Origin of the sequence: Nocardia elegans NBRC 108235, from assembly GCF_001612845.1 — a bacterium.
Classification (GTDB): Bacteria; Actinomycetota; Actinomycetes; order Mycobacteriales; family Mycobacteriaceae; genus Nocardia; species Nocardia nova.
Window position 1 is genome coordinate 15,801 of sequence record NZ_BDBF01000046.1, and the last position, 25,136, is coordinate 40,936.

A 25,136-nucleotide genomic window follows, 5' to 3' on the forward strand; every position below is an offset into this window, starting at 1 on the left:
GTCAGTTCTCCTCCGCCGCCCCGGTCTCACCCGGCTGCACCCGCACCGCGGACACCGCCCAGGCATCGCTGTAACGCGTGACACCGGAAGTCGCGTCACCGGAATCACCGAGCGGCGCAGCCTCTCCCGCGTTGTCCGCGGTCCCGGCGTCGGCCTCCGCGCCTGCGTGCCCGGTGCCATCGTCCCCCGCCGCTGCGTTTCCGCCGGTCTCGGTGCCGGCACTCTCGACAGCTTCGGCGGCGGGGCGGTCTGCGGCAGCACCCACCTCGCCAGTGGTCGTGGCCGCGGCCTCCGGATCGCCGGTCGCGGAGGGACTCTCGGCCTCACCATCGACCGCGCCGGACTGCCCGGCAGCCAGCGCAGCGGAGCTTCCGGCGGACCCGGCATCCGGGTTTCCGGCAGGGTCCGTGCCGATAGTCTCGGCGGCAGTGCCCGCCTCAGCGGCCCCGCCCCAAGCATCCGATTCAGTGTCGGCCACAGCAGGATCCGCGTCGGCCTGCTCGCGTCCCGCAGTCGCGTTCGCAGCCGGCGCCGATTCGGCCGGCTCACGCACGGGCTCCGCGGTCACGTGTGCGGTTGCCGCGTCGGCGGGAGCGTTCGTGGTCGCGATCTCGGCTGGAGCATCCTCGGCCGTCTCGGCCGACGGTGCCGCGGCCATGTGAGCGGAAGCGTTCCCGGCGGGGTCCGCAGGCGCACCCTCAGCGGTATCAGCAGCGGGAACAGTGCCGGCCGCAGCACCGGGAACGGCACCGGATTCGGCGGGCTCGGCGACAGCTGCGTTCGAAGGTTCTTCGGCCGCAGAGGTTTCCGGAGCGGCATCGGCTGCGGGCGGCCGGTGGGCGGCCGCGTCGGCAGTCGACACCTCGGGGGCGGCCCCGCTGCCGCCGGTCGCGGAGAAGTCTTTCGCGGCGTCCGACTGCGATTCGACGGTGCTCGAAACATCCTCGGCGGCAACGGCTTCCGGTACGGCAGCGGAGACGTGTGCGGAGTCGCCCGCACTGTCCGCTACATCCGAAGGCTGGTTGTTTCCGGCTTCCGAAGCCTCGACGGCATCCGACGGGCTCTCGACGGCGGCGTCTTCAGCGGCGGCCGTATCGGGGTCCGTCGCGGCGAGGTCCGTCGACGCCTCCGCGCCGGTCGACGCCTCCGGAGCGATGGTCGACGGCGCCGCGGCCTCGGCGGACCCGTCCCGCGCGGTCAGTTCCTCCGCCGGGACGACCTCGATCGCCGCATCGTCGTAGGCCTCGTAGAGCGGGGAGCCGGCACCGGTGGGCAATTCGGTGTCGGAGTGGGCGCCGCAGCCGTATTCGACGTGGACCACCCGGCCGTCGGCGCCCATCGCGTTGGCGCAGACGCCGAAGGCGGCACGCAGCGCACCGGCGAGGGGGACGAAGAATCCGCACACTCCGCACGTTCCGGGGGCCGAACGCGCCATCTCGGTGTCGGGGCCGAATTCGGAGTACCAGCGCTCGGCGGCCTCCACGCGACCCTCACGGCTGAGGACCTGGCGGCGGCCGAGGCCGACCTCCTCACACACCTCGTCGACCACCGGGTCGCCGGTCTCCAGATATCCGGGCACCAGGCGCGGATCGTCGACGCGCGGAGCGAGCAGATCGCCGGGAGCGAGATCGCCGGGGCGGATGCGCTGGTCCCATGGCACGAATTCCGGCGCCACCAGTGCGTCCGGCCCGGGTAGCAGCGCGGATTCGCTGACCGTCGCGTACTCGGCATCGGGCGCGGCCGCGACCACGACCTCCCACCGCCAGCCGCGATACCCCGGCAGGGTCGCCGCGAAGTGATGGGTGGCCGCACACTCGTTCTCGCCGGTGACGCCCAGATGTTCGCCCACACCCGTGGGCTGCAACTCCAGGAGCGCACGGCGAGCCAGGTCGACCGCCCCCGCCAGGATCGGTCGCACGCCGGACTCCGAAACAGACACTGCGCTCACGTCCTACATTTTGCCGTATGAAATGCCAACGCCGTGCGGCGGCCGCAGCAGTGCTGATCGCGGCGTCCACAATGCTGTCCGCCGCGGCCTGTGAGCGCGACGACAACACACCGCGCCTGCGGGTCGAGGTGGTCGCCACCCGCCCGCACGACCGCACCGCGTTCACCGAGGGGCTCGAGGTCCACGGCCCGGTTCTCTACGAGAGCACCGGGATGGAAGGCGACTCCGGACTACGGGCGACCGACCTCGCCACCGGCGCGCCGATCGCCACCGCGAAACTCTCCGATGCCTACTTCGGCGAGGGCGTCACCCGTGCCGGGGACACCGTCTGGCAACTCACCTGGAAGAACGAGACCGCCTTCGCCCGCGATCCGCGAACGCTCACCGAACGCCGCCGCGTCCACTACGACGGCGAAGGCTGGGGCCTGTGCACCCGCGGCGACCGCCTGGTGATGAGCGACGGCAGCGACACCCTCACCTTCCGCGATCCGACCACCTTCGCGACCACCGGCACGATCCGGCTCACCAGCCATCACGACGCCCGGCTCAACGAACTCGATTGCGCCGCAGACGGTTCGATCTACGCCAACGTCTGGCCGACGGATCAGATCCTGCACATCGACCCGGTCGGCGGCGCGGTACTCGCCGAGATCGAGGCCGGCGGCCTGTTGCGCCCCACCGAGCGCACCGGAGCCGACGTCCTCAACGGCATCGCCCAGCTCCCCGGCACCGACCATTTCCTGATCACCGGAAAGTACTGGCCCACCATGTTCGAGGTCCGATTCGTCCCGATGTGAGCGCGGCGGTCACCACGCCGGCGGCCGACACGCATCGGATCACAGCCCGGCCGATGTCCACGCACCGATCGAGTGCGAGAGAATCGACATGTGACTGCCTCCCGCGAACCCTCCGGCACCGAACCCGGTCCGTGGGACGGCGAGGAGCATCCCGCTACCCGGCGGCATCCCGGCTACGACCGTTACCCGCCGCCGAACACCCCGTCGTCCGCGCCCCTGCCCCCGCTGCCGCGCCGCGGCGGTGAACCGGACGTGCCCGAATTCGTGACCAGGCGCATGGCGACGGGTGAGCCGCCGCGTGCCCTTCCGCCGCGCGGATCGCACAGCGACGACCGTTCCGGCGAGGCGACCGAGGCACCGAGCGCAGCCGAACGCCCCCGACCCAAGGACGCGAAAATCGCCGAACGCCAACGTGTCCCTCGCAAGATGACGGTGACGCGCGTGATGGCGATGCGCACCAGGGACCTCACCGAGAAGGGTTTTCACACCTTCCAGCGCGCGGCGCGAGCCGACGGCGCGGGCGAATCCGGGCTCACCGCGCTCGTTTACGCGACCATGGCCAACTTCGCCCTCGACGCCGCGATCGCCGTGGCGCTGGCCAATACGCTGTTCTTCGCCAGTGCCACCGCGGAATCCAAGACCAAAGTGGCGCTGTATCTGCTGATCACGATCGCGCCGTTCGCGGTGATCGCGCCGCTGATCGGCCCGCTGCTGGACCGGCTGCAACGCGGGCGCAGACTCGCGCTGTCGACCTCGTTCGCGATCCGGGTGGTCTTCGCGATCCTGCTGATCTTCAATTTCGACAGCTGGGCGCTGTATCCGCTGGCGCTGTGCATGATGATCTCGAGTAAATCGTTCGCGGTCCTCAAGAGCGCGGTGACGCCACGGGTGCTGCCGCCCGGTATCGATCTGGTCCGCACCAATTCCCGGCTTACCGTGTTCGGCCTGGTCGGCGGGACACTCGGTGCGGGCGCGGTGGCCGGAGCGGTCGCCGCGGTGGCCGGATCCGTCGGCGCGCTGGTGTTCGCGGCGCTGATCGCGGCGGCCGGGGCCTATCTGAGCCTGCGGATTCCCTCCTGGGTCGAGGTCACCGAGGGCGAGGTGCCGGCGACCCTCGGCTACCACAGCCGCAGCGGCACCGAAGTGCTGGACCGCGGTGACAAGTCCGCGGTGAAACCCGGTCGGCGCCGGCAGCCGCTGGGCCGGTCGGTGGTCACCGGACTGTGGGGCAACAGCGCGATCCGGGTGCTGACCGGCTTCCTCACCTTCTATGTGGCCTTCGTCGCGAAATCGACCGAACACCGCCCGGTGCAGCAGGCCGCGATGCTCGGACTGGTCGGCGCGGCCGCGGCGATCGGCAACTTCGTCGGCAATGCGACCGGCGCCCGGCTGAAACTGGGCCGGCCCTCGCTGATCGTGGTGGAGTGCACCGCGGCGTGTACCGCCGTCGCCGTCGTCGCGGTGCTGCTCGACAATCTGGTCGGCGCCGCGGTCGCAGCGCTGGTGGCGGCCTGTGCCAGCGCACTGGCCAAGGTCTCGCTGGACGCCTCGATCCAGGACGATCTGCCACCGGAATCGATCGCCTCCGGATTCGGGCGCTCGGAAACGGTGCTGCAGCTGTCCTGGGTGGTCGGCGGCGCCGGCGGCGTGCTGCTGCCGACCGTGTACTGGGAGGGCTTCGCGGTGGTCACCGCGGTCCTGGCGCTCGGTTTGGCGCAAACCTTCGTGAGCTACCGTGGGCATTCGCTGCTCCCCGGATTGGGCGGTAACCGTCCGCAGCACGTCAAACAGGAAGTCCCCCTAGCGACAGGAAAACAGCCACAGTGACCAAGCCCAGCACCCGCACGATCCTCGCGCTGGCCCTGGCGGCAGTTCTGGTCGTCGCCGCGGCCGTCGCCGGCATCGTGGCGGTGGCGGTGCACAATGCGCACGAGGCCGATCCCACGGTCACCGCCTATGCGCACGGCAAGACCGTCACGGTTCCGCCCTACCTGTACTGCACGATCGGCGAACCGGATCCACACGGCCGGGTCTCCCCGGACTGTAGGCGCACCGAGATCACCGCGGAACTGAATCCGCCGCTGGGCTATCCGGTGCAGCTGTCGCTCCCCCGGCACATCGCCGACGCGCCCTGGGTGATGGTGCTGGAGTACCAGCAGATCGACAATCCGGGCAAGACCGTGCAGCACCTGGCGTCCTACCGCGACTACCCGCAGGGCACCCTGGCCGTGACGGTGGACAGCCATCCCGAACCGAACCTGCGCCTGATCGGCGTCGAGGTGCAGCTGCTGCTGCTCGTGCGTGACGAGGCCGGCAACGAAGCGTTCTCGCCGTATCAGGCGTGGTCGATCAGGGCGGCGTGACCGCGGTTTCCTCGCGAATCAGGCGCTCGCGAACTCAGTGATCGAGTTCGCGGGCCACCCCGCGCACCACCTCGGCGATGCGCTGCGCGGTCTTGCGATCGGGGTACTTGCCCTTGCGCAGCTCCGGCTGCACCGTCGCCTCCAGCAGGGTGATCATGTCCTCGATCATCCCGTGCAGGTCGTCGGGCGCCTTGCGCGGATGGGCCGGAGCTTCCTTGCGGACCCGGTCGTTGCGACCCTGCGCGTTGCGCACCGAGGGCAGCGGATCGAGCAGCTTGAGGCTCAGCGCCTGCGGGCCCCGGCGACCGGCGGCCATTCCGAACTCCACGCGCTGGCCGGGCTTGAGCGCCTCGACACCCTTGGGCAAGGCGGACGACCGAACGTAGACGTCCTCACCCTCATCCTGGGAAAGGAAGCCGAAGCCCTTGTCGACGTCGTACCACTTCACCTTGCCGGTCGGCACTGCGCTCACCCGTTCGTCATCGTTGTCCGGTCCGTCCGAATCCAGCGGGGTCACGTACGACCCCGGACACGGACGTAGGTTCCGGCGAAACGCCGGAACCTATCTCTGTGCGAAAAGAACGCGCCCCACACAGCTATGCAGGACGCGATTGGCTCGAGTCTACCCCGGTGGGGATAGGGCGAGCACATCCGTTTTACGGTGCACCCATGCCGGACTCCTCCTCGCCCCGCGCGCCCCGGGGCTCCAGCGACGTGCTGTTGCGCGTGGCCGTGGGCCTGTTCGCGGTCGGCGTGCTCGCGATCGTCGCCATTTTCCTCACGCCGATCCTGACCGACGCCGACCCGCCGCTGTGGCTGTATCTGGTGGCGATGGCGGCGACCCCGCTCGGCCTGCTGCTCGCGATCGCGTTCGCGCTGTGGTCGGGGCGACGCGCCCGCTGACCGTTTCCCCAACACGCCGGGCAATTACACGTGTGACCTTCGTCACATAACGACGCGATAACGCCGCGGTCACGACCCGCACTCGGCGGAGACACGCCGCACTCACCTGCGCAGACGCCGATTCGGAAGGTCTTGCGGCACAGCGCGACCGGCCATACACGCCGGTTACCAAATAGTGATTTTTCAGCCGGATCGTCGTACCGTCTATCGCAGCCGGGACATCCCGGCACCACCGGCCCGCCGCACCGAGCCTCGCCCCGCGGGTACGGACCCCGACGGAACCAGGGGCGAGGGCGGGGAACCCACGTTCCCACAGAGGTTTTCGGAGCTCAACCGAGTTTCGAAGCCTCCGCAGGAAGCGGGAACGGCCGGCAACGACCGATCCCTTGGGGTGAAGTCCCGGCGAGCCGGGACCGGACGGCCTCTCAGTCCGAACCCGACAGCTCACCTCGCAGGCGCGTACGAGAGGAAGACGACCCGATATGAGTGGACGCCATCGCAAGCAGACCAACACCGGTCGCACCGTCGCCAAGGTCGCTGTCTCCACCGCGATCATGGGTGGCGCGGGTGTGGCTCTCGCTGGACACGCCGCCGCGGCTCCCGATTCGGAGTGGGACCGCCTCGCACAGTGTGAATCCGGTGGTAACTGGGGCATCAACACCGGCAACGGCTACCAGGGCGGTTTGCAGTTCTCGCAGTCGACGTGGGCCGCTCACGGCGGCACGCAGTACGCTCCCTCCGCCAACCAGGCCAGCCGCGACCAGCAGATCGCGGTCGCCGAGAAGGTGCTCGCGACCCAGGGTTGGGGCGCGTGGCCTTCCTGCTCCTCCAGCCTCGGCCTGCACGGCAGCGCCACTCAGCGCGAGGTGCCGACTTCTCCCGCTCAGTCCCCGCGCTGGCAGCCGGGTGCCGTCGAGAGCGAAGCCTCGACCCAGGCCCCGGCCGATGGCAACCAGCAGGTGTTCTCCGCCGTCGACAAGGCCGTCACCGCCGCACAGGCGCAGGGCGTGCAGCTGCCGCAGCCGGCGCTCGACGCGTACAACGCCTTCAAAGCCAGTGGCGCCAAACTCGATCCGTCGATCGTGAACTTCTACGAGGCGAACAAGGGCCTGCTGCCCAACTAGACCGCTCACATAGTTTCCCCCTGCAGGGAAGGCCCGCATCTCGCGATGCGGGCCTTCCCTGCGTTTCCGGGGACATGAGGTGTGCATGACTGCCGACGGCCTGCCTGCGACACGAGCTCGATGATTCCCGCCCGAATAGGAAGCCCGGATACGAAAAAGACCCGCCTTCCTATTACAGGAACGCGGGCCTTCTTCGTATTCGCGTCAGCGGTTGACCACCGTGTGCGGATGCACGTAGGGCAGGGTGTCAGCCGGCACCGGAAACTCGGTGTCCTCACCGTAGGGTGAGAGGCCACCGGAACGGGTCGACGACAATTCGGTAACCGCGTGGTCACCGTGGTCCACCTGGGGCCAGCCGTTGTCGACGTAGGGTTTCTTCGATTTGTTCACCACGGCCTCATTCTGGCATGTTCGCTCGCCGTAGTCTGGATTGGATGACCACGACCGATGCCCGAGCCTCCGACGACGGCGCCGGGACGCATTCCGGGGCCGACGCCGGACCCGCCGAGCTCGGCACACTCACCGACTGGCTGAGCTCCCGCGGCGACGACGATCTGGTCCGGCTGCTGGGTTTGCGCCCCGACCTCGCCGTGCCGTTGCCCGGTTCGATGACCGTACTGGCCGCCCGCGCGGAACAGCGGGCGTCGGTGCTGCGTGCCGCCGACGATCTGAACACACTCGAGTTCGCCGTAATCGAAACTCTCGCCGCGCACAACGCATTCGGCGGCGGCCGCCAGGAGCGCCCGCTGCCGCGCCGGCGCCTGCACGAATTGCTCGCCGATCGGGTATCCGCCGCCGTCGTCGACACCGCGCTCGCGCGCCTGATCGAGCGCGCGTTGGTGTGGGGCACCGACGAACTGTTCGTCGTGCCCGCCGCGCCGGAGGCCCTGCCGTGGCCGATGGGGGCCACCACGGAACTCCCCGACGCACTGACAGAGCCCGAGATCGAGACGGCGCTGCGCGAGATCGGCGGCGCCGAACACGCTCTGCTGGACAAGCTAGCGACCACCGGCCCCCGCGGCCGCACCCGCGACGCCGCGCCCGGCACCGATCCGGAGCGGCCCATCCAGAGGCTACTGGCCCGCCGGCTGCTGATCTGGATCGACGACGAGACCGTCGAACTCCCTCCGGCCGTCGGCCAGGTGCTGCGGCGCGAACCGGTCACCGATCCCCACGTGCTCACGCCCCCGCAGCCGCAGATCCGCGAGCACTCCGCCGCCGACGTGAACGCCGCGGCGGCCGGTGAGGTCGGCGAGTTGCTGCGCCACGCCGGCGACATCCTCGAGGTTGTCTCCCAGGTACCGGCGCCGGTGCTGCGGGCAGGCGGCCTGGGGGTGCGAGAGCTGCGGCGCATCGCCAAACAGACCGGACTCGACGAGGCGCGGGTAGGGCTGCTCGTGGAGGTGCTGGCCGCAGCCCGGCTGCTGGACAAGGGAATTCCCGAGCCGCCGCCGGACAACGACGCCGGTGAGGATTTCTGGGCCCCCACGATCGCCTCGGACGGCTGGCTGGAGGGCCCGGCGGCGCGCCGGTGGGCGGTGCTCGCGCACGCCTGGCTCGAGTTGGACCGCTTCCCGTGGATGATCGGCCTGCGCGATGTGAACGACAAGCCGCTGGCCGCCCTCTCGGCGGAGCTGCGCACCGCGCACGCGGTTCCCGATCGGCGTGCGATCCTGGCGGTGACCGCGGAGTTCCCGCCGGGTACGGCGATCACGGCCGCCGATGTGGCGCGGGTGCTGAGCTGGCGAATGCCGCGGCGGCGCAGGCATTTCCGCATCGAGGCGGTCGAGCGCACGCTATCGGAAGCGGCGGCGCTGGGCGTGGTCGGCCGCGGCGCGCTCACCTCCGCGGGCCGGGCGCTGCTGCACGGCACCGTCGCCGACGCCGAGGCCGAAATGGACGCGGCCCTGCCCGAACCGGTCGATCACGTGCTGGTGCAAGCCGATCTGACCGTGGTCGCCCCGGGGCCGCTCGTGCCGGAACTGCGGGAGCGCATCGCCCTGGTCGCCGATATCGAATCCGCGGGCGCGGCAACCGTCTACCGCATCGGCGAAGGGTCGGTGCGGCGCGCGCTCGACGCCGGCATGACCGCCGCCGAACTGCATCAGCTGTTCACCGCCCATTCGCGCACCCCCGTCCCGCAATCGCTGACGTACCTGATCGACGACGTGGCACGCAGGCACGGGCGCTTGCGCGCCGGGATGGCGCAATCGTTCGTGCGCAGTGAGGATCCGGCGTTGCTGGCCGAGGTGCTGGCGGCACCCGTGGCCGGGCAGCTGGCATTGCGAGCCGTCGCGCCGACGGTGGCGATCTCGCAGGCGCCGCTGGGCGAGGTGCTCGAGCAGCTGCGCGCGGCGGGGTTCAGTCCGGCCGGTGAGGATTCGTCGGGGGCGATCGTGGATCTGCGCCCCCGCGGGGCGCGGCTGTCCACCCGGCCGAACGAACGCCACGTCTGGCGGCCCACCCCGCCCAGTGCCGAACAACTGCGGCTGCTGGTGGGCGAACTGCGCGCCGGGGAGAGGGCCGCCCGCAGCCGGTCCGGGCAGCGGGTGCGCAGCGACGGCACCCGCACGAGTACCGCGGCCACACTGGCGCTGCTGCAACTGGCGGTGCGGGTGCGCCGCCCGGTGCATATCGGTTATGTCGACGCCCAGGGCGTGGCCACCCAGCGCATCGTGGAACCGGTGCGGGTGGCCGGTGGCCAGCTGGATGCCACCGATCCGGACACCGGCGCGATCCGGCACTTCACCTTGCACCGGATCGCGTCGGTGGCGCTGGTCGAGCCGTGAACCGCGGCTCGTAGCGGCCTCAGCTCTTGGGGTTGGCCAGACAGAACGTGGTCTTGGGCTCCGAGAGCGTCAGGAAGGTCGAATTCGCATCGCAGAGGAATTCGTCGTTCTGACCGTCGACCCGCTTGACGACCTTGACCGTCGCGTCCGCCGAGTCGCAGTCGGCGTAGGAGTATCCGGTCGTCTTGTCCTCGTGATAGCAGCTGCCCTGTTTGAGGTTGGGCGCCAGGCACAGGAACGCGGTGGTACCGCCGTTGAAGGTCTCCTCGTACGAGGAGTATTCGGCCCCGCAGTCCTGCTTCTTGTCGGAGGTCGATTTCACCGTGTAGACGGCCTTGGCCGAGGAGCAATCCACCGGCTCGGTCTTGGAATCTGCGGGCGATCCCTCCAGCACGTTGATGCAGTCACCGACCTTCGCGCGGGCGGTGTCGGATTTTGCCGCATCGGAAAACATCGAACAGCCGGTCACAGTCAGGGCGGCGACCGCCATGAGCGCCAGCACGAGACCCTTGAGCGGTCTCGGTCCTGCGAACTTCACCTACGAAAACCTTTCTCGCCGAGCCGTTCACCAATGGCGAACGTGGTGGGGAGGATACCCGCCCGCCCTGCCGGGCGGGTCCTGCCTCACATATGCAGCGAGTGCAGGCCGTACATACCCATCAGCGAATAGTTGACGATGCTGGGCAGCAGGTGGTTGAGAAGCAGGAGCCCGAAATAATTCACGATCCGATACACCTTTCGAATATCCGCGAGTGCAGCCGCACACGCGCGATCTGTAGTCGATATCCTCGCCCGAATCGTTACGCTCTGCAGCATGAAGCTCGAGCAGACAACCGCAGAGCTCTATGCCCTCGACCCCGCCGAATTCGTGGCCGCTCGCGACGAAGCGGCCCGCACCGCGCGCGCGAACGGCGATAAACAGCTGGCCACGGCGATATCGCGGCTGCGGCGTCCGACCGTCGCGGCGTGGGCTGTGAATCTGCTGGCGCACAAGGCAACCCAGGAATTGGGGGCACTGCTGGATCTCGGCGAGGCGTTGCGCGAGGCGCAGCGCACCCTGTCCGCCGACCGGATGCGCACCCTCGCCGACCAACGCCGCAAAGCGGTGAACGCGTTGACGGACAAGGCCGCTCGCCTCGTCTCGGACGCGGGGAAGAAGCTCACCGAGCCGGTGTTGCGCGAGGTCGCGCAGACCCTCAATGCGGCACTGGCGGATCCGGAGGTCACCGACCAGGTCCGTGCCGGCGTACTGACCGCCGCGGTCGACTACGCCGGTTTCGGCCCGGCCGCGCCCGCCTTGGCCGCCGTTCCCGACGAGCGGACCGAGGAACCGGCCGACACCGGCGCCGAGGAGCTGGCCGCCGCCCGGGAAGCGCTGGAAGCCGCTCGGGCGGAACGGGATTCGACGGCTGCCGACCTCGAACGGCAGCGCTCCGACGTGGCCGCGCTGGACGAGCGGATCACCGCGTTGCGCGACGAACTCGCGCAGGCCGAGGAATCCCGCCGATTCGCCGCCGCGGGGGTGACATCCGCCGAAGCGGCCTTGCGACGAGCCGATACCGAACTGGAGCGGGCGCAGCAGCGCGTGGACGAACTGGACTGAGAACCGCGAAAGAGGTTGCCGCCGAGCATCTTCGGCGGCATCAGCGGATCAGCCGCGCAGCGAACCCGGGTACAGGTACTCGTCCGGCGGCGGCGTGGTGGTGTCGAGCCAGGCGGCGAAGAATCCGCTGAGATCCGTCGTGGTCTTCGTTTGGATGAAGCTGCGGAATTCCGGCATGGAAGCGTTGCCGTACGCGTGAGACCGCACGAATTGCGCTACGGCGGGAAAGAACACGTCGTCACCGAGTTCGTGGCGCAGGGCGTGCAGGAACAACGGTCCGCGCGAATACACCGTGGTGAATTCGTTTCCGGCGCCGGGATTCTGCAGCGGAATCTCCCAGTAGGCGGGCTTGTCGAGGGTTTTGGCGATCGTGCGGCGGTAGAGGGCGTCGACATCCTTACCCTCTTTCCGTTCCGGCCACAGATAATCGGCGGTATAGCTGGCGAAGCATTCGTTGAGGCACACATCCGACCAGTTCCGCACCGACATCGAATCACCCCACCACTGGTGGGTGTTCTCGTGGACGACGGTGTTGAAATCGGTCCACGGCGCGTAGATGGGCCGGGTCTGGGTCTCCAGCGAGAAGTGCAGGTCGGTGTCGACGTAGATACCGCCGGCGCTTTCGAACGGATACGGGCCGTAGAGGGATTCGAGGAAATCGAGCACCTCCGGCAGCCGCTGCTCGAGTGCCCTGCCCTTGTCCGCACCCGGCGCGAAGGCGCTGATCAGCGGAGTGCCGTTCGCGCGGCGCTGTTCGAGGAAATCGAAGTGGTCGATCGCGACGGTGGTGAGATAGCCGATCGAGGGATGTTTCGAACTCCACGTCACGGTGCGCTTGTCGCCGGCGACGGTATCGCTGATTCGCAGTCCGTTCGAAACCGCTTGCCACTCTTGCGGAATCGTCACCTGCAAGTCGAAAGTCGCCTTGTCCAAGGGTGTGTCGTTGAGCGGGTACCAGGTGGTCGCCGAATGCGGCTCACCGGCGGCGAAGGCACCGCCGCTCGGTGAGATGGTCCAGCCGGAATCGGGGTCGTCGGATTCGTTACCCGCATAGTCGACCGTCACCGTGAACGGCAGCCCGGGCAGCACCGGCAGCGCGGGTGTGACGGTCAGTTCGTGTTCACCGCCGGTGGTGAAGCCCGCCGGCAGGTTGTTCACCGACACCTTGGACACCGCGGGCCCGGCGTAGTCGAGGTTGAACGCGCGCAGCGGCTGCGTCGACACCGCGTCGATCCGCGCCGTACCGACGAGATGCCTGCTCGGCGGGTCGTAATCGATGGCGACGTCGTAGTGCTGCACGTCGTAGCCGCCGTTGCCGTCGTCGGGATAGTAGGGGTCGCCGAGGCCGGGCGATCCGGTGAACGGATCGGCGGCGGGCTGGGCCAGCGCCGGAATTGGTTGCACCTGGCCGGGGAGCACCAGCGCCACCCCGCACAACGCTCCCGCCGTGAGACACCGTGCCCAGGCATGCGACTTCATCGACCCTCCACCCCTTTCGCGGCACGGTGTGCCGACCACCAGCCGATGCTAGTCGGCCCCGCCGCGCGCCGGAACCGCCACACGCGTCACCCGCGCAGTTCCTCGGGCAGCTGCTGCGGATCCAGCAGCAGCCGTTGGGAATCGACGCGGCCCACTTTCTCGGCGAGGCCGAGATTGTCGGCCAGCAATTTCCATTCCACATCGCTGATCGCGGCCCGGGCGCGCTCGATCACGCCCAGGTCGCGGGTGCCCCAGGCGATCGGCATGGCGCTCACCGCTTGGCGCAGATCGCCGACCGACCGCGGCGCGCGGTCGGCCCGCACGGTCACCGCCGGAACCTTCTCCCCCGCGTCGGTGTCGTGCCCCGGCAGGGCACGTACGACGCGGGTGATCAGCGCGTAGCGCGGCACGGCGCCGGGTTTGGCGAGGTTCACCAGCGCGAGCAGCGTGATCCCCTTCGGGTGCCGTCCCGACACCATGGCCGGGACCAGCTCGCCCTCGGCGTACAACTTCTCGATGCGCGAGCGGTACGGCGTCCACAGCGCCACGAACAGCGCGGTGATGGTCGCCAATGCGAAGGCCACCGCCAGGAGGAACGAATACGGATGGTTGAGCCAGATCAGCCCCGCGGTACCGAGGCCGAGCACGATGGCCGCGGTGAAGGCCAGGATCCGCAGCCGCCGGATATCGCGGACGACTTCGTTCACCGCCCGGGCATGTTCGCGGTCGACCGCGAATTCGAAGCGTCGCACGTGTCAAATCCTCACATCTGTCCGGCAGCGGTAACCCAGCGGCGCGCCCACCGCGGCCCGATCGGCTGCCCTACCCGATCGCCGGGCCCAGCAGATCGTCCGCATCGGTGATGCGATAGGCATACCCCTGTTCGGCAAGGAAACGCTGGCGGTGGGCCGCGTATTCGGCATCCAGCGTGTCACGTGCCACCACCGAGTAGAAATGCGCCTGACCACCGTTGGACTTCGGGCGCAGCAGCCGGCCCAGACGCTGGGCCTCCTCCTGACGGGAACCGAAGGTGCCCGAAACCTGCACGGCCACGGACGCTTCCGGCAGATCGATGGAGAAGTTCGCGACCTTGCTGACCACGAGGACCGGGATTTCACCGTTGCGGAACGCGTCGAACAGCGCCTCACGCTCCTTGGTGCGGGTCGAGCCCTGAATGACGGGAGCGTTGAGGTGTTCGCCGAGTTCGTCGAGCTGATCGAGATAGGCCCCGATCACCAGGCTGGGCGCGTCGCGGTGCCGGGCCAGGATGGATTCGACGACGGGGAGTTTGGTGCGCGCGGTGGAGCAGAGCTTGTAGCGTTCCTCCGGTTCCGCGGTGGCGTAGGCCATGCGTTCGGCCTCGGTGAGGGTGACCCGCACCTCGATGCAGTCGGCCGGCGCGATCCAGCCCTGGGCCTCGATGTCCTTCCACGGCGCGTCGTAGCGTTTCGGGCCGATCAGCGAGAACACGTCGCCCTCGCGGCCGTCCTCGCGCACCAGCGTCGCGGTGAGCCCGAGCCGGCGCCGCGACTGCAGGTCGGCGGTCATCCGGAACACCGGGGCGGGCAGCAGGTGGACCTCGTCGTAGATGACCAGGCCCCAGTCGCGGCTGTCGAACAGTTCCAGGTGCTTGTATTCGCCCTTGGTCTTGCGGGTGATCACCTGGTAGGTCGCGATGGTGACCGGGCGGATCTCCTTGCGCTCGCCGGAGTACTCCCCGATCTCGTCCTCGGTCAGCGAGGTGCGGGCGAGCAGTTCTCGCTTCCACTGCCTACCTGCCACGGTGTTGGTGACCAGGATCAACGTCGTCGCCTGGGCCTTGGCCATCGCGGCGGCGCCCACCATGGTCTTGCCGGCCCCGCAGGGCAGCACCACCACACCGGAACCGCCGGCCCAGAACGAGTCGGCGGCCAGCTCCTGATAGTCGCGCAGATGCCATTCGTGCGTGGCGAAGTCCAGATCGATGCGATGGGCCTCGCCGTCGACGTAGCCGGCGAGGTCCTCGGCGGGCCAGCCGATCTTCAACAGCATCTGTTTGATCCGCCCGCGCTCGGACGGGTGCACGACGACCGTGTCGTCGTCGATGCGGGCGCCGAGCATGGGTTGAATCTTCTTGTGCCGCAACACTTCTTCCAGCACCGCGCGATCCAGGCTCACCAGCACCAGGCCGTGGGCGGGATGTTTGACCAGCTGCAACCGCCCGTAGCGGGCCATGGTCTCGACCACGTCGACCAGCAGCGGCTGCGGCACCGCATAACGCGAATAGCTGACCAGCGCGTCGACGACCTGTTCGGCGTCGTGCCCCGCCGCCCGCGCGTTCCACAGCGCCAGCGGCGTGACCCGGTAGGTGTGCACGTGCTCGGGTGCGCGTTCGAGTTCGGCGAACGGCGCGATCGCCTGCCGGGCCGCATCGGCCTGCTCGTGGTCGACCTCGAGCAGCAGGGTCTTGTCGCTCTGCACGATGAGCGGTCCGTCCGTCACGGCACCTCCTCCAGATTCTCGGGCCGGCCCCCTGCGCCCCCTGCGCACGAGGAATACGTCCCACATTGTTGCCGGGACCCCCGACAAACCTTCATCAACCCTACGCGAGCTGGGCAGATGTGCCGTGAGCGCACCCGCACCCGGAAGCGTCAGAGCGCCGATCCGGACCCGCGCAGCGGCGGCCAGTCGGTGGCCGGCTCCGGCGGGTCGCCGACCAGCCGCCCGGCGACCCAGGAATCCCTGCGCACGCCGCGTTGCACAGCCGCCCCGCGCAGCAGCCCTTCGTACTGGAAGCCGGTCCGCCGCACCACCGCGGCGGAGGCGAGGTTGCCGACGAACGCCCGCCACTCGATGCGGGTCAGGCCGAGCCCCTCGGCGGCGAACGCGAAATCACAGACCAGCCGGACGCTGCGGGTCATCAACCCGCGCCCGCGCACCGCGTCGCTGAGCCAGAAGCCGATCTCGGCAGCCCCGGGCTGCGGCCCGGCCTCGAGGCCGACCATGCCGGCCACCGGCCCCTGCGCTGCCGTGCGCACGGCCCAGACCGGACTGCGGGCCGCCCACCCGGGCGCGACGATATCGGTCAGGAATCCCACCGCGTCGGCCCGCCGATACGGCACCGGCACCGTCGTCCACTCCGGGATCGACGGCTGCCGGCAGCACGCGACGATCGCGTCGACATCGGCCTCGGCCGGGCGCGACAACCACACCGTCCCGTCGGTCAGTTCACAGTCCTCCACCGCTTCATGCTGGCACGCAACCCAGCGGTGGCCCAGCGGATTTCCGGCGACCGTAGAATCGGACCAATGGTTGCCGCGTTGCTCGCCGATTTGTTCGAATCTCATCGGGCGCATCTGCTCTCGGTGGGCTATCGGCTGACCGGCAGCGTGGCCGACGCCGAGGACGCGGTGCAGGAGAGCTGGCTGCGGCTGGCCACCACCCATCAGTCCGAGATCGAGGACCTGCGCGCCTGGCTGACGACTGTGGTCAGCCGGATCTGCCTGGATCGGCTGCGCAGCGCCGCTGTCCGACGGGAAAGCTATGTGGGACAATGGCTTCCGGAGCCGATCGTGACCGGCGTGACACCCTCCAGTCTGCCGGATCCGCTGGAATCGGTGGTGCGCAAACAGGATTGCCGTTTCGCCGCGCTGGTGGTCCTCGACACCCTGACGCCGCCGCAGCGGGTGGCCTTCGTATTGCACGACGGCTTCTCGGTGCCGTTCGACGAGATCGCCGAACTGCTCGAGGTGACGCCCGAGGCGGCCCGGCAGCTCGCGGTCCGGGCCCGGAAATCACTGGCCGCAGCCCCCGAGCCGGTATCGGACACCGAACATCTGGCCGCCGTCCAGCGACTGCTCGAGGCGCTGTATTCCGGCGATGTGGCGGCGGTCGTCGCGGCCCTGCATCCGGATTCGGTGTTCATCGGCGATACCGGCGGCACCGCGAAGACGGCGGCGCGGGCGATCGTCGGCGCGGACAAGATCGCGCGGTTCGTCCTCGGGCTCATCCGGATGTATCAGGTGGAACAGGCCGAACTCTCGCCCACCGGTTCCGATCGATTCGAATTCGTCGGCGTCAACGGCCAACTCGGGGTGCTGCTGCACGAGCGCGCCCCGCGCAACGGTGCGCCGGGATCACCCCCGCGCGTGGTCGGCTTCACCGTCCGCGACGGATTGGTCTGGGGCACTTACGATGTCGCCAATCCCGCGAAGCTCGGCGGCATTCGCCTGCCCCGGGATCCGGCGTAGCCGCCGGAACGCATCGAGCGTCCCGGCGGCTCGTGACTACGGAGTGGACGAACCGGTCCACATGTCCGGGGTGCTCGAACCGAGTCCCCAGTTGCCCGTGGACGATCCGGTACCCCAGTTCGGCGTCGAGGATCCCCAGCCCCAATCGTTGCTGAAGATGTTGTGCAGGGTGTCGTTGATGTATCCGAGGACCGTTCCCGCGGCCGGATGCAGCAGAAGGTCGAGATAGGAGGCCATACACCGCCCCTTTCGAGCCACCACCGAAGTGGTTGTGAGATAGAACACGGGGAGGCTAGCTGTCACCAGGAAACCGCACAACCATGCAGGTCAGAAGCCCGAATGAAATGCGAAACATAGCCTTTCGCTATCGTGCCGCAACTGTAGCGAACGGGCGGCAAGCGTCGCCCCGATCCCCAGCCCGGGGTGTGCGCCGCGGGCACGACGGCGGTATCGCTACGTTGGGACCATGCCAGCCATCCCCACCGTCGCCCGCCTGCGCCCGTTCCGCGCCACGATCTTCGCGGAGATGACCGAGCTGGCCGTGCGCCACGACGCGATCAACCTCGGCCAGGGATTCCCCGATTCCGACGGCCCGGCCGCGATGCTGGAGGTGGCCCGCACCGCCATCGCCGACGGGCTGAACCAGTACCCACCCGGGCGCGGGATGCCCGTGCTGCGCCGGGCGATCGCGGCGGACCGGAAGCGCCGCTACGGGGTGGACTACGACGTCGAATCGCAGGTCGTGGTCACCGTCGGCGCCACCGAGGCGATCGCGGCGGCGGTGCTGGGCCTGGTGGAGGCCGACGAGGAGGTGGTGCTGATCGAGCCGTACTACGACTCCTACGCCGCGGTGGTCGCCCTGGCCGGCGCCACCCGCCGCACCGCGCGGTTGGTGCCGGACGGCAACGGATTCGTCCTCGACCTGGACAGCCTGCGCGCGGCGATCACGCCGAAAACCCGTATGCTGCTGCTGAATTCGCCACACAACCCGACCGGCGCGATCCTGTCCCGGGCCGACCTCGAGGCGATCGCGAAGCTGGCTCGCGAGCACGACCTGATCGTGGTCTCCGACGAGGTGTACGAACATCTCGTCTACGACGGCACCACGCACATCAGCATCTCTACGCTGCCCGGCATGGTCGAGCGCACCATCGTGATCTCCAGTGCGGCGAAGACTTTCAGCGTCACCGGCTGGAAGATCGGCTGGGCGTGCGGCCCGGCACCACTGATCGACGGGTTGCTGTCCGCCAAGCAGTTCATGAGCTTCGTCGGCGGCGGGCCGTTCCAGCCGGCGGTCGCCTACGCCCTCGAACACGAGCAGCAGTGGGTCGCCGATCTCCGTGACAGCCTGTCCGACAAGCGCATTCGGCTCTCGGCGGCACTGGCCGATGCCGGATTCCGGGTCAAGCGCAGCGATGCGACCTATTTCGTCTGCGCCGATATCAGCCCGTTGAGTTCGGCCGACGCACTGGTCTTCTGCCGGGAGCTGCCGCAGCGGCTCGGCGTCGTCGCGGTCCCGATCGAAGTGTTCGCCGACGACCGCGAATCGTGGAACCGCCTGGTGCGCTTCGCATTCTGCAAGCGGGACGACACACTCGACGAGGCGGTCCGCCGTCTGCACGCGGCCCACGTGTGATCGGCGCGGCGCACGATCGAGCGGTCACCTTCGCCCCGAGCCGCGAACGAAGGTGACCGCGAGCCTGTCTCAGCCGCGGCGCCGGGCCACCGCGTCGGCAAGGCGGTCCAGCTGCGCCGCCGTGGTCTCCCAGTCCAGGCAGGCGTCGGTGATCGACTGGCCGTAGGTCAGATCGTCGGCGTGGCCGAGGGTGAGGTCCTGACGGCCGGCGACCAGGAAGCTCTCCATCATCACACCCACCACCGCGCGGTCACCCGCTGCGATGCGCTCGGCGATATCGGTGACCACGTCGACCTGCTTGTTGTGGTCCTTGTTGCTGTTGCCGTGGCTGGCGTCGACGACCACTCGCTGCGGCAGCCCGGCCTTCTCCAGGCGCAGGCAGGCCTCGGCGACGGAGGCGGCGTCGTAGTTCGTGCCGGAGCTCCCGCCGCGCAGGATCACGTGGCAGTCCGGGTTGCCGCTGGTGCGGATCAGCGCCGAGCGGCCGTCGAGGTCGGTGCCGGGGAAGACGTGGCTGGCCCCGGCCGCGCGCACCCCGTCCACGGCCACCTGCACATCACCGTCGGTGCCGTTCTTGATCCCGACCGGCATCGACAGCGCGCTGGAGAGCTGCCGGTGTACCTGGCTGGCCGCGGTGCGCGCGCCGATCGCACCGTAGGAGACCAGATCCGCGATGTACTGCGGCGTGATCGGATCGAGGAATTCGCAGGCCACCGGCAGGCCGAGACCGGTGATGTCGACCAGCAGCCGCCGCCCCAGTCCCAGACCGGTGTTGACGTCGAACGAACCGTCCAGATGCGGATCGTTGATCAGGCCCTTCCACCCGAGCGTGGTCCGCGGCTTCTCGAAGTAGACCCGCATCACGATGTGCAGGCGATCGGAGAGTTCGGCGCTCTTGGCGGCCAGGCGGCGCGCGTAGTCGAGAGCGGCCTCGGGGTCGTGCACCGAACACGGACCGACGACGACCATCAGGCGGTCGTCGGCGCCGTCGAGGACTTTCACGGTGGCGGCGCGGCCGGCCCGCACGGTGTCGGCGAGCGCGTCGTCGATCGGATGCTCGCGGCGAACCTCGGCGGGCGAGAGCAGGGGGCTGATACTCAGCGTGCGCTGATCGTCGAGGTCACTGTGTGAGGCATCGACATCGGCTGCGGTGGTCATGATGGGTTCCTTTTCTCAGGCCGACCCACCGAACGAGATCCCGTGGAGCCGGTCTGCAATCCGGCTCGGGGTGGGAGAAGGTCAGCGCGGGTCACCGACCGACCCACCCGGGGCCGGCTTGGTAAACCAGAAATACGCGCGCTGCACGAGGGTGACTGTACCAGGGGCGCGGCGCGAGTGGATTCGGCCGGGTGGCGGACGTGACGGTCCGCACAGGCACGGCGGACGCGACGGGGCCCGGCCGGGATCGAACGATCCTGCGCCGGGCCCGAATTCGCGTGCGGCGGTCAGAACATGCCGGGCTCGTAGGTGCCCGCCGGGGTGCCCGCGATGACATTGAGCCGGTTGTAGGCGTTGATCAGCGCGATCAGCGAGATCAGGGCGCCGATCTGCTCGTCGTCGTAGTGCTTGCGCACCTGCTGCCAGGTCTCCTCGCTGATGCCGCGATGGACATCGGCGAGGCGGGTGCCTTCCTCGGTCAGCGCGAGCGCGGCCCGCTCGGCGTCGGTGAAGACGATCGCCTCTCGCCACGCGGCGACCAGGTTGAGCCGCACCGAGGTCTCGCCCGCGGCGGCCGCATCCTTGGAATGCATATCGGTGCAGAAGCCGCAGCCGTTGATCTGGCTGGCGCGCAACTTGACCAGTTCCTGCGTCGCCTTGGGCAGCGGCGAGTTGTCCACGACCTGGCCGGCGTTACCGATCCGCTTGACGAACTTGGCGGCGATCTCGTTGCTGAACAGAGCGAAACGGGGTTCCATGACCATCCTCCTGTACACAGTGAGCCGCGCTTCGCGGCGTCGCTACACAGAGATGACGGCGCAGCACCCACCCGGTGTGACATCCGCGGATGTGATGCCAGTCACACCGATTCGAAGCGGCTCAGCGGCGGGCGAACGAGTAGGTCACGTCGGTGAGTTGTTCGGACAGGTCCCAGAGGCGGCGGGCGGTGACCTCGTCGCGGGAGGCGGCCGAGGAGCCGCAGCGCTCGGGATAACCACGCAGGCCACCGAGGTGGGTCGGGCCGTAGAACGCGCCGGGTTCGACCTTCGCGGTGGCGGCGTAAAGGCTTGGTAGCGCGCCCATTTCGGCCGACTGGGCGAGAATCCGGTTGCCCAGGGCCATGATCGCGTCCAGGAACGACTCGGTATGCGATTGCAGTTCGGTGCTGGCGTAGCCGGGATGGGCCGCGACCGAGACCTTCGGCGAACCGGCCGCGGACAGGCGGCGCTGGAGTTCGTAGGCGAACATCAGATTCGCCAGTTTCGACTGACCGTAGGCGCGCCAGCGCTCGTAGCGCCGATGCTGGTAGTTCGGATCGGCGAGGTCGATGCGGCCGATCATATGGGCGCCGCTGGATACCGTGACGACGCGATCGGAGATCTTGTCGAGCAGCAGTCCGGTCAGCGCGAAGTGGCCGAGATGGTTGGTGCCGAACTGCATTTCGAAGCCGTCGGCGGTGCGGCGCAGCGGCAGGGCCATCACGCCGGCGTTGTTGATCAGCACATCGGCGCCCTCGATCGTGCGCGCGAATTCGCGAATCGAGGACAGGTCGGCCAGGTCGAGCCTGCGCACCTGCACCCGTTCGCCGATGGTGTCGGCGACCGCCCGGGCCTTCACCTCGTCGCGGCAGGCCATGATCACTTGCGCACCGGCCTGCGCCAGGGCCCTGGTGGTGGCCGCGCCCAGTCCGCTGTTCGCGCCGGTCACGATGATCGTGCGACCGCTCTGGTCCGGAATATCGGAGATGTTCCAACCGCTCACCCGCACGAGTCTAGGCGGGCACCGGCCGCTCCGCGCTGTTGTCGCGAGCTGGGCCGTGGTGTTTCGGGCGGCCCGTGACGCGACACGACCTTACCTAATATAGGGTTGCCTAACCTATCTAAGGCAGCTCGACACTGCGCAGCTCGACCCGTGAGGCGATACCCGTGACTTCGATATCCCCCGCCCAGCAGGACCTGCTCGACGGTTTCGTACCGTTTCCGGCCGAACTCGCCGAAAGGTACCGGTCCGCGGGTTATTGGCGCGGCGAACCGCTGGGCGAGCTGCTGCGCGACGCCGCCCGCCGCGGGCCCCGGCGTCCCGCCCTGCACACCGAGAGCGGACCGATCGACTATGCCGAACTCGATCGTCGCGCCGATCGCACGGCCCACGGGCTGCTCGCCTCCGGACTCGAGCCCGGCGACCGCGTGGTGGTTCAACTGCCCAATGTGACCGAATTCGTGGAGGTGCTGTTCGGGCTGCTGCGCGCCGGCATCGTGCCCGTACTGGCCCTGCCGGCGCATCGGCAGGCCGAGATCGAACATCTGACCCGGCTGTCGGGGGCCGCCGGCTACATCGTCGCCGACAAGGCCGGCGACTTCGACTACCGCGAACTGGCGGCCGCGGTGGCCGCCCGGGTGCCGTCGCTGCGCACGATCTTCGTGCTCGGCGATCCCGGCGACTACGTCGATTTGAGAAAGATTGCGCGCGAAGGCGATTCGCTACCGGAAGTCGATGCGTCCGGTATCGCGGTGATGCTCGTTTCCGGCGGCACCACCGGCCTGCCGAAACTCATCGCCCGCACCCACGACGACTACCACTACAACGCCCGCGCCGGCGCCGAGATCTGCGCACTGACCTCCGACGACGTGTACATGGCCACACTGCCCGCCGCACACAACTTCCCGCTCTCCTGCCCGGGCATTCTGGGCGCGGTCGCCGCCGGCGCGTCGGTCGTCATGCTGGCCGACCCGAGCCCGGAGAACGCGTTCGCGACCATCGAACGCCACGGTGTCACCGTGACGGCGGTGGTCCCGCCGCTGGCCCAATTGTGGTGTGCCGCGGTGGAATGGGAGGAGGCCGACCTGTCCAGCCTGCGGCTGCTGCAGGTCGGTGGCGCGAAATTGGCCGAGGTCAATGCCCGCGAGGTGACGCCGGCCCTGGGCGCGACCCTGCAGCAGGTGTTCGGCATGGCCGAGGGGCTGATCAACTACACCCGCCTCGACGATGCCGAGGAAACGATTCTGATCTCCCAGGGCCGCCCGCTCTCCCCCGCCGACGAGGTCCGAGTGGTCGACGGCGAGGGTAACGACGTCGCACCCGGCGAGGAGGGCGAACTGCTGACCCGCGGCCCGTACACCATTCGCGGCTATTACCGTGCCCCGGAACACAATTCCCGCGCCATCACCCCCGACGGCTACTACCGCAGCGGTGATCTGGTGCGGCGACTGCCGAGCGGGCATCTGATCGTCTCGGGCCGGATCAAGGATGTGATCAACCGCGGCGGCGAGAACGTCTCCTGCGACGAACTCGAGGAACACCTGCTGGCCCATCCCGCGGTCCGGCACGCGGCCGCGGTCGGCCTGCCCGACGCGGCCCTCGGCGAAAAGGTCTGTGCCGTCCTGGTGATCGACGGCGAGATGCCGAGCCTGGCCGAGATCAAGGAATTCCTCACCGCTCGCGGCCTGGCGACCTACAAACTGCCCGACCTTCTCGAACGGGCCGACGCGCTGCCGTTCACCGCCGTGGGCAAGATCGACAAGAAGGTGCTGCGGGCGCGCTACGACACGCAGACCGCGACCGCGCCGTACCGAGCCTGACCGCGTACCGAACTCTCGTCCCACGGCCACTCCGGTACGAGAAAGCCCGGCGGTAGGTCCCGCCGGGCTCGTTCTCTCAGGCTTCGACGACGTAAGGCGCTACGCTGCGCAGCTTTTCGCAGGTCTCGGTGAATTCGCGCTCCGGGCGCGACTGGGAGACGATACCGGCTCCGGCGCGCAGCCAGGCGCCCTCCGTGGTCTGGTAGATCGCCCGCAGCACCAGCGTGGCCTCCAGCACACCGCCCGGCGAAACGGTCACCACCGCACCGGAATACAGGCCGCGGGCGTCGTGGTCGAGGCGAAACACCGCGTCCACGCCGGTGCGCTTGGGGATACCGGAGGCGGTCACGGACGGGAACAGCATTTCCAGCGCATCCCAGGCGCTCTTGCCCTCGGCGAGGGTGCCTCGCACGGTGGAGGCCAGATGTTGCACACTCCCGCGTTCGCGCACCGCCATGAAATCGGAGACGGCGGTGCTGCCCGGCTCGGCCACCGCGGCGATCTCGCCGAACGAGGTCTGCACCGAAATGGCGTGCTCGACAATCTCTTTCGGATCACCCACCAGCTCTTCTCGCGCGGCGGCGTCGGCCGTATCGCCGCGACCGAAGGCGCGGGTGCCGGCCAGCGGCTCGGTGGTCACGACCCGGTGGCGGTCGACCGAGGCCACCAACTCGGGACTGAATCCGGCCGCCTCCAGGCCGCCCAGTCGCAGTAGGAACGAGCGCGCGGGCGTGTTGTTCGCGCGCCCGAGCCGATAGGTCTGCGGAACGTCCACGGGGAAGGGCAGATCCACCTTTCGCGACAGGATCACCTTCTGATACCGCCCGGCCCGGATCTCGTCGACCGCCTCGGCGACCCGGCCGCGGTAGTCGGTGGGATCGATGGTGACATCCACCGGCCGCGCCGACGCCGGAGGTGTCGCACTCGCCTGCGCGATCAGTTCGTGGATCTCCGCGGTCTCGCGGGGCGTCGCACCGGACACCCGCACGCCGGAGGCGTCGATGCGCACCTCGATGCGCGGAATCATGAGGTGCGCGAGGGTGGTTCGGGCCGGAACGTGCGCATCCGCGCCCAGCGCCCAGGCGCAGAATTCGAATCCGATCCAGCCGTAGGCGTTGCGACCCCGCAGCGGCAGCGCGGCCAGCGCCGCGTCGATCACCGCGGCCGGGCGGCCCTGCCACGACTCGACGGTGGCGCGGCCCTCCCATTCGACACGCAGTTCGCCGGAGTCCAATTCGATGCTGCCGATCGGATCGGCGGCGAACACCCAGCCGTCGGGCCCCTCGTAACCGACGTACTCGCCGAAGCGGTCGGCCGCGGCGAGCGCCGCCATGGCGTCGGCGGGTGCGATCGCCGACGCCGTGCCCGTCACCTCCGTCCCCGTTGCCAGCTGCCCCGTCGCCCCCGGACCGTCCCCGTAACCGTTTCGCACCCGCTCGTCCGTGGTCGACACCGTTCCTCCAAGGTTATGCTTACCTAACTACAGAAGGTGAGGTTAGCATTACCTGTCCTTTTCGGTATTGTGCCGG

General features: G+C 69.0%; 23 protein-coding genes and 1 riboswitch. Of the genes, 10 read left to right on the forward strand and 13 right to left on the reverse strand.

What is annotated here, in order from left to right; translation table 11 throughout:
• Position 1 precedes the first annotated feature (1 nt).
• A complete protein-coding gene (locus NE2_RS37305) occupies positions 2 to 1,948 on the reverse strand; it encodes a DUF3027 domain-containing protein (RefSeq protein ID WP_106958349.1) in 1,947 nt (648 codons plus the stop codon).
• Positions 1,949 to 1,965: 17 nt separating this feature from the next.
• Here NE2_RS37305 and NE2_RS27415 point away from each other — a divergent pair, with 17 nt between their 5' ends.
• The 3 genes from NE2_RS27415 to NE2_RS27425 all read left to right on the forward strand — a co-directional run bounded on the left by NE2_RS27415 (position 1,966) and on the right by NE2_RS27425 (position 5,108).
• Entirely contained in the window at positions 1,966 to 2,745 is a 780-nt protein-coding gene (locus tag NE2_RS27415) for a glutaminyl-peptide cyclotransferase (RefSeq protein WP_063030747.1), read from the forward strand.
• A gap of 90 nt (positions 2,746 to 2,835) precedes the next feature.
• Positions 2,836 to 4,572 carry an MFS transporter gene (locus tag NE2_RS27420; protein ID WP_063030749.1) on the forward strand — a complete coding sequence of 579 codons (1,737 nt, stop codon included), beginning with the start codon at positions 2,836 to 2,838 and terminating at the stop codon, positions 4,570 to 4,572.
• Positions 4,569 to 5,108 (forward strand): DUF2771 domain-containing protein, encoded by a 540-nt coding sequence (locus NE2_RS27425; protein WP_063017072.1) that lies wholly within the window; start codon positions 4,569 to 4,571, stop codon positions 5,106 to 5,108. Before NE2_RS27420 ends, NE2_RS27425 begins: the two co-directional genes overlap by 4 nt.
• A gap of 34 nt (positions 5,109 to 5,142) precedes the next feature.
• On the opposite strand, the gene NE2_RS27430 is transcribed toward NE2_RS27425, so the two are convergent.
• A complete protein-coding gene (locus NE2_RS27430; RefSeq protein WP_174553987.1) occupies positions 5,143 to 5,571 on the reverse strand; it encodes a cold-shock protein in 429 nt (142 codons plus the stop codon).
• A gap of 206 nt (positions 5,572 to 5,777) precedes the next feature.
• On the opposite strand from NE2_RS27430, the gene NE2_RS27435 reads away from it, so the two are divergent.
• Positions 5,778 to 6,011 (forward strand): hypothetical protein, encoded by a 234-nt coding sequence (locus NE2_RS27435; RefSeq protein ID WP_030513265.1) that lies wholly within the window; start codon positions 5,778 to 5,780, stop codon positions 6,009 to 6,011.
• A gap of 321 nt (positions 6,012 to 6,332) precedes the next feature.
• Positions 6,333 to 6,484, forward strand: a riboswitch (cyclic di-AMP (ydaO/yuaA leader).
• A gap of 9 nt (positions 6,485 to 6,493) precedes the next feature.
• Positions 6,494 to 7,135 (forward strand): resuscitation-promoting factor Rpf1 domain-containing protein, encoded by a 642-nt coding sequence (locus NE2_RS27440; protein WP_063030751.1) that lies wholly within the window; start codon positions 6,494 to 6,496, stop codon positions 7,133 to 7,135.
• A 204-nt stretch (positions 7,136 to 7,339) separates the two neighbouring features.
• On the opposite strand, the gene NE2_RS27445 is transcribed toward NE2_RS27440, so the two are convergent.
• On the reverse strand, positions 7,340 to 7,528 hold the full coding sequence (locus tag NE2_RS27445) for a hypothetical protein (RefSeq protein WP_030513263.1): 189 nt from the start codon (positions 7,526 to 7,528) through the stop codon (positions 7,340 to 7,342).
• A 41-nt stretch (positions 7,529 to 7,569) separates the two neighbouring features.
• Here NE2_RS27445 and NE2_RS27450 point away from each other — a divergent pair, with 41 nt between their 5' ends.
• A complete protein-coding gene (locus NE2_RS27450; protein ID WP_063030815.1) occupies positions 7,570 to 9,924 on the forward strand; it encodes a helicase-associated domain-containing protein in 2,355 nt (784 codons plus the stop codon).
• Positions 9,925 to 9,943: 19 nt separating this feature from the next.
• Here NE2_RS27450 and NE2_RS27455 read toward each other — a convergent pair whose 3' ends face one another.
• Complete coding sequence (locus NE2_RS27455) at positions 9,944 to 10,462, reverse strand: LppU/SCO3897 family protein (RefSeq protein ID WP_104363257.1); 519 nt, start codon at positions 10,460 to 10,462, stop codon at positions 9,944 to 9,946.
• Positions 10,463 to 10,738: 276 nt separating this feature from the next.
• Here NE2_RS27455 and NE2_RS27460 point away from each other — a divergent pair, with 276 nt between their 5' ends.
• Positions 10,739 to 11,527 carry a hypothetical protein gene (locus tag NE2_RS27460; protein ID WP_063030753.1) on the forward strand — a complete coding sequence of 263 codons (789 nt, stop codon included), beginning with the start codon at positions 10,739 to 10,741 and terminating at the stop codon, positions 11,525 to 11,527.
• Between the two features lie 48 nt (positions 11,528 to 11,575).
• On the opposite strand, the gene NE2_RS27465 is transcribed toward NE2_RS27460, so the two are convergent.
• The 4 genes from NE2_RS27465 to NE2_RS27480 form a co-directional block, all read right to left on the reverse strand.
• Positions 11,576 to 13,006, reverse strand: a complete 1,431-nt coding sequence (locus tag NE2_RS27465; RefSeq protein ID WP_084494369.1) for a M1 family metallopeptidase — start codon at positions 13,004 to 13,006, stop codon at positions 11,576 to 11,578.
• 86 nt (positions 13,007 to 13,092) lie between these two features.
• A complete protein-coding gene (locus NE2_RS27470; protein WP_063030755.1) occupies positions 13,093 to 13,758 on the reverse strand; it encodes a DUF3239 domain-containing protein in 666 nt (221 codons plus the stop codon).
• A gap of 70 nt (positions 13,759 to 13,828) precedes the next feature.
• Complete coding sequence (locus NE2_RS27475; RefSeq protein ID WP_063030757.1) at positions 13,829 to 15,487, reverse strand: DNA repair helicase XPB; 1,659 nt, start codon at positions 15,485 to 15,487, stop codon at positions 13,829 to 13,831.
• Positions 15,488 to 15,636: 149 nt separating this feature from the next.
• Positions 15,637 to 16,227, reverse strand: a complete 591-nt coding sequence (locus NE2_RS27480; protein WP_063030759.1) for a GNAT family N-acetyltransferase — start codon at positions 16,225 to 16,227, stop codon at positions 15,637 to 15,639.
• Positions 16,228 to 16,293: 66 nt separating this feature from the next.
• Here NE2_RS27480 and NE2_RS27485 point away from each other — a divergent pair, with 66 nt between their 5' ends.
• On the forward strand, positions 16,294 to 17,235 hold the full coding sequence (locus NE2_RS27485; RefSeq protein WP_063030761.1) for a sigma-70 family RNA polymerase sigma factor: 942 nt from the start codon (positions 16,294 to 16,296) through the stop codon (positions 17,233 to 17,235).
• A 36-nt stretch (positions 17,236 to 17,271) separates the two neighbouring features.
• Here NE2_RS27485 and NE2_RS27490 read toward each other — a convergent pair whose 3' ends face one another.
• Complete coding sequence (locus tag NE2_RS27490; RefSeq protein WP_030513254.1) at positions 17,272 to 17,472, reverse strand: hypothetical protein; 201 nt, start codon at positions 17,470 to 17,472, stop codon at positions 17,272 to 17,274.
• Positions 17,473 to 17,701: 229 nt separating this feature from the next.
• On the opposite strand from NE2_RS27490, the gene NE2_RS27495 reads away from it, so the two are divergent.
• Positions 17,702 to 18,871, forward strand: coding sequence for a pyridoxal phosphate-dependent aminotransferase (locus NE2_RS27495; RefSeq protein WP_063030763.1), 1,170 nt, complete (start codon positions 17,702 to 17,704; stop codon positions 18,869 to 18,871).
• A gap of 69 nt (positions 18,872 to 18,940) precedes the next feature.
• Here the strand turns inward: NE2_RS27495 and NE2_RS27500 are convergent, their stop codons facing one another.
• The 3 genes from NE2_RS27500 to NE2_RS27510 form a co-directional block, all read right to left on the reverse strand.
• Entirely contained in the window at positions 18,941 to 20,029 is a 1,089-nt protein-coding gene (locus tag NE2_RS27500) for a 3-deoxy-7-phosphoheptulonate synthase (RefSeq protein ID WP_063030765.1), read from the reverse strand.
• Between the two features lie 287 nt (positions 20,030 to 20,316).
• A complete protein-coding gene (locus NE2_RS27505; RefSeq protein ID WP_030513251.1) occupies positions 20,317 to 20,787 on the reverse strand; it encodes a carboxymuconolactone decarboxylase family protein in 471 nt (156 codons plus the stop codon).
• A 121-nt stretch (positions 20,788 to 20,908) separates the two neighbouring features.
• Positions 20,909 to 21,790 carry an oxidoreductase gene (locus NE2_RS27510; RefSeq protein ID WP_030517480.1) on the reverse strand — a complete coding sequence of 294 codons (882 nt, stop codon included), beginning with the start codon at positions 21,788 to 21,790 and terminating at the stop codon, positions 20,909 to 20,911.
• 164 nt (positions 21,791 to 21,954) lie between these two features.
• On the opposite strand from NE2_RS27510, the gene NE2_RS27515 reads away from it, so the two are divergent.
• Entirely contained in the window at positions 21,955 to 23,607 is a 1,653-nt protein-coding gene (locus NE2_RS27515) for a (2,3-dihydroxybenzoyl)adenylate synthase (protein ID WP_063030766.1), read from the forward strand.
• Positions 23,608 to 23,683: 76 nt separating this feature from the next.
• Here NE2_RS27515 and NE2_RS27520 read toward each other — a convergent pair whose 3' ends face one another.
• Positions 23,684 to 24,940 carry a salicylate synthase gene (locus NE2_RS27520; protein ID WP_245931452.1) on the reverse strand — a complete coding sequence of 419 codons (1,257 nt, stop codon included), beginning with the start codon at positions 24,938 to 24,940 and terminating at the stop codon, positions 23,684 to 23,686.
• Positions 24,941 to 25,136 lie beyond the last annotated feature (196 nt).